Below are 4,341 nucleotides of genomic sequence, written 5' to 3' on the forward strand. Positions count from 1 at the left end.
TGGTCATCGATGACTCTATTACTACCCGTCAAAGTTTATGTCTTTCCCTCGAAAAGTTTGGCTATCGCGCTATTCCCGCCAAAGATGGTCAAGAAGCACTGCAAATCTTGCGCCAAAAAGTCAGCGAAATTAAATTAGCAATTTGTGACGTGGAAATGCCCAACATGAATGGCTTTGAATTCCTAAATATCTATCGTCAAGACCGGACAATTTCTCACGTCCCGGTGGTGATGTTGACATCTCGCAGCAATAACAAACATCGTCAATTTGCCGCTCATTTGGGGGCAGTTGACTATTTTATTAAGCCTTATGTCGAACAAGATTTTGTCACTGCGATCGCTAAGTTAATCGATAGTGAATAGTCGATCGCATCAATTCCTCCTCCCTTCCCACCCAAGAAATAAACATTTACTATTCACTATCCACTATTCATACTAGATGCTGACAGATATCACCTCCAATCTTTTACTAGAGCCAAAACAGCAGTCGTCTCCCACGATCGAGCTAGTCGTTTTTAATATCGCTCGTGTAAGTTTTGGGATTCCAACGACCAAAATTAATCGGGTGATTAGTAATGTATTTATCGGCGAAGATTTTAGCTTAACGCAGGATGTAGCAATTCTCGATTTGCACGATCGCCTGTCGGGCATAGAGATTGCTGACTTTAATGCGATCGTGATTTTTACAGGTGAAAATTCTCAGCTATATGGTATCCCGATCGAGACTGCACCGATTTTAGTCTCTGTACCCTGCGATCGGATTCGGACTTTACCAAGTGACGTTCGTACCGATAATCCCCTTGGTATCGCCAGTCATATTGCGATCGTTACTCACGAACAGAGCCAATTGACGATCTTTATTTTGGGAGATTAGTAGTATTTGGCGTGAATCTAGTTACTATCTTCAGGGGACTGGGGGACTAAGGGACTGGGGGACGGGGAGACTGGGAGACTGGGAGACTGGGAGATTGATTGCCGCTTAGTATTGAGAACTACTTGACAAATACTAACTAGATCTTTGATAATGAATAACTGGTTATAAAACCATTAGTTTGCGTGACTGGCGGAATTGGTAGACGCGCTAGATTCAGGTTCTAGTGTTCGCAAGGACTTCCGAGTTCGAGTCTCGGGTCGCGCATCTCTTAGTTACATTCAACACGATCGGGGGGTACGATAGATTATCGTGCCCCCCGATTTGTATTACCTGGCTGATTTTTACGATGTTGACAAGCACTCAAAATCCCCTGATTAAGCAGATCAAAAAGCTGCACAGCCCCAAAGAACGCCGGGAAACTCAGTTATTTCTCCTAGAAGGAACCCATCTAATTCAGGAAGCCTGTGCTGTTAATTATCCATTAACAACCGTGTGCTGCACCGAGCTATGGCAGGCAAACCATCCCGAACTGTGGTCGATCGTCCTAGCTACTAGCGATCGCGTAGAATTGGTCGGGGATGAAGTTATCGGATCGATCGCCACAACTGTCAATCCTGACGGTATCGTGGCGACAGCACCCCGGATGGCACACAAGCAGCCACCGCTGAGCGCAAACCTCACGCTCGTGCTATCTACCATTCAAGATCCGGGCAATCTCGGCGCAATAATTCGGACAGCGGCGGCGGCGGGTGTCGATGGACTGTGGGTAAGCAAAGATAGCGTCGATTTGGACAACCCCAAGGTGCTACGCGCCTCAGCAGGGCAATGGTTTCGGCTGGCAATGGGAGTCAGCGACAATCTGAGCGAACTCATCGCTAGCTATCAGCAACAGGGGGTACAGGTGGTTGCGACTAGTTCTCATACCAAAACTAGTTACTGGGATGTGGACTTGCGATCGCCGACACTGGTTTTGTTGGGCAATGAAGGGGCGGGTTTGAGTCGAGATTTAGCTGCCCTAGCCGATCTTCAGGTCAAGATTCCCATGTCCGCTGGCGTAGAATCATTGAATGTCGCCACCGCCGCCGCACTGATGTTATTTGAAGTCCGCAGACAAAAGGCTTTCTCCGAAAGTTAGGCTTTAGGCTTTGGGCTTTAGGTATTAGGCTTTAGAGAAAAGATTTTGTTTTTACTTTCGCAGGAAGTCTAGAGATCCTCGACACCTGAAAGCTCGCGGAATTAGCACGATCGCGATTGAAGCTTACTGTAAGATTGCTAGTGTTTTCAATAAAATTTTTACGATCCCTAACTCAGGCTATAGTCAGGGTATTCTAAAAACGTAAGCTGAAATAATTGTAGATTTCTGACAGTTACTCTTTGCTGGCTGTCAGCAGTTGAGAGGTTTTCGCTCAAACACTCGCGGCAACTATCAACGATCGATCTCCTTTGTCTTCCAATGCAATTCCACATTCAAACCGATAGCGAAATCCCCGTCTCCAAACAACTATACGATCAGATGTTGTTTGCGATCGCCTCCCGCCAATTCTCTCCCGGACATCGCCTGCCTAGCACCCGGCAACTTGCCATGCAGACTGGCTTACACCGCAATACGGTCGGCAAAGTATACTCTCAATTAGAGCTGACTGGCTTGGTAGAATCCGTCCCTGGTTCGGGCATCTATGTGCGGTCATTAGGACACGAAAGCAATCATCTAATTGCCGATGCTCAGATCGATCCGCGTCTTCCCGCGATCGATTTAGTCTCCCAAAGTCTCAATACCCTCCTCGCTCAGGGTTATTCGCTCAATCAGGCGCGAGAATTATTTTTGACTGAGATCGATTGGCGGTGGCGGTGTAGCGCACGGGTATTTGTCACCGTACCGCGCAACGATCTAGGCGCAGGTGAATTGATGCTCCAAGAGCTACAACAATCGCTGGGCATCCCCGTTCAACTCATTACCTTGGACAAATTAGAAGCTCAATTAGTTCAATCCCGCGCCGCGACAGTCGTTACCAGTCGCTATCATATCGGCAGTGTCGAATCTAAACTGGCTGCTAGTGAATTAGTCCCCGTTCGATCGATCCGCGTGATTCCAGTGGACTTACAAGACTATGAAAAAGAACTATCGTTAGTCAAAACTCTCCCCAAAAATAGCTATGTCGGCATCGTCAGTCTCAGCAGTGGAATTCTCGCTGTTGCGGAAATGATGGTGCATAGTATGCGCGGCGATGACTTGCTAGTGATGGCATGTCAAACCAAAGACAGCTACAAACTCAATGCCACGATCCGCCGCGCACACACGATTATCAGCGACAAAGCCAGTCTTCGGATCGTCCATCACGCGATCGAAGCTGCTGGCGACGATCTAATGCGAATTCCCCAAGTCGTCGAAAGCGAAAGCTACATCGGTTTGAAATCTATCAATCTGCTCAAGCGCGAATTGGGGTTGGTTTGATGAGAGGGTAGAGGGTAGGGGGTAGAGGGTAGATGGTAGAGTAGTCCCAGTAGATCCAGTAGAGTGGGCACTGTCTTGATGCGCTGAACCGTCGGGAAACAGAGGCGTGCGCGCATCGCTGCTCACCAATTAGGTTTGAGCCACTATCTATTTAATAAATAGTTGCATCTGCCTACTGAACTAGATTTAAGATCGAGTTAATAGCTGAGTAATCCGTGCGATAGTTCGATCGTTTTCGGCTGGAGTCCCGATCGAAATCCGTAATCCTCCACCAGTATGCCGAATCGATGTCCCGATCGCTTTTAAACCTGTCACTAAGTTTGCCAATGCTATTTCTAGATTTTCCACTCCCAGCAGCCGCACGTAGAGAAAGTTAGCATCACTACGCCAGACTTTTAGTGCGTCGATCCTTGCTAGAGCGTTAAATAAGCGATCTCGTTCGCTCAGTAGCTCGGGAATGACAGCTAGTAATGACTGACGATGCTCTAGTACTAATTCGGCAGCAGCGAGGGAAATACTGGGTAAATTATAAGGTAAGCGGACGCGTTCGAGAGTAGCGATTAGCTGTGCGTGTCCGATCGCATAGCCCACACGATGCGCCGCCAGCCGAAAGGCTTTGGAAAATGTCCGCAGTACGATCCAATTTGGGTGCGCTGCTAATTCGGACACCGCCGTATGTTGACTGAATTCAAAATAAGCCTCATCGACGACTACTAAAATATCTGGTGGTAAACTCCGCATCCAGTCTAGTTCCGCCGCCGTAAGTGCATTCCCCGTCGGCGAATTAGGATGCACCATAAATACCACCCGAATCGGTGCGCCTTGAGGATGGCTAATCGCCGCTCGCGCTGCTGCTAAATCGACTTCAAAATTAACACCGCGATCGATACTCACCACTGGCACACCTAATGTCTGTGCCAAAATACCATACATGCTAAATGTTGGCCCCGAGACTAAGATACTCCCCCCGCCACCAACACAAGTCGCAATCAGAATCGATCGCAACAACTCATCCG

General features: G+C 48.0%; 5 protein-coding genes and 1 tRNA gene. 5 read left to right on the top strand and 1 reads right to left on the bottom strand.

What is annotated here, in order from left to right; genetic code table 11:
• From RMO35_RS05260 to RMO35_RS05280, 5 genes are all read left to right on the top strand, one after another.
• Positions 1-362: response regulator (locus RMO35_RS05260; protein WP_309739078.1), on the top strand; the 362-nt coding region annotated here is incomplete at its 5' end.
• A 76-nt stretch (positions 363-438) separates the two neighbouring features.
• Positions 439-873 (top strand): hypothetical protein, encoded by a 435-nt coding sequence (locus RMO35_RS05265; protein ID WP_309739079.1) that lies wholly within the window; start codon positions 439-441, stop codon positions 871-873.
• A gap of 180 nt (positions 874-1,053) precedes the next feature.
• A tRNA-Leu gene (locus RMO35_RS05270) sits at positions 1,054-1,137 on the top strand.
• Positions 1,138-1,219: 82 nt separating this feature from the next.
• A complete protein-coding gene (locus tag RMO35_RS05275) occupies positions 1,220-2,008 on the top strand; it encodes an RNA methyltransferase (RefSeq protein ID WP_309739081.1) in 789 nt (262 codons plus the stop codon).
• Positions 2,009-2,326: 318 nt separating this feature from the next.
• The gene (locus RMO35_RS05280; protein ID WP_309739083.1) at positions 2,327-3,325 is read left to right on the top strand and encodes a GntR family transcriptional regulator; all 999 of its coding nucleotides are present in this window, start codon (positions 2,327-2,329) and stop codon (positions 3,323-3,325) included.
• A gap of 186 nt (positions 3,326-3,511) precedes the next feature.
• Here the strand turns inward: RMO35_RS05280 and RMO35_RS05285 are convergent.
• A partial coding sequence (locus RMO35_RS05285) for a histidinol-phosphate transaminase (protein WP_309739085.1) occupies positions 3,512-4,341 on the bottom strand: 830 nt, incomplete at its 5' end.

This window comes from Chamaesiphon sp. OTE_20_metabat_361, assembly GCF_031364565.1.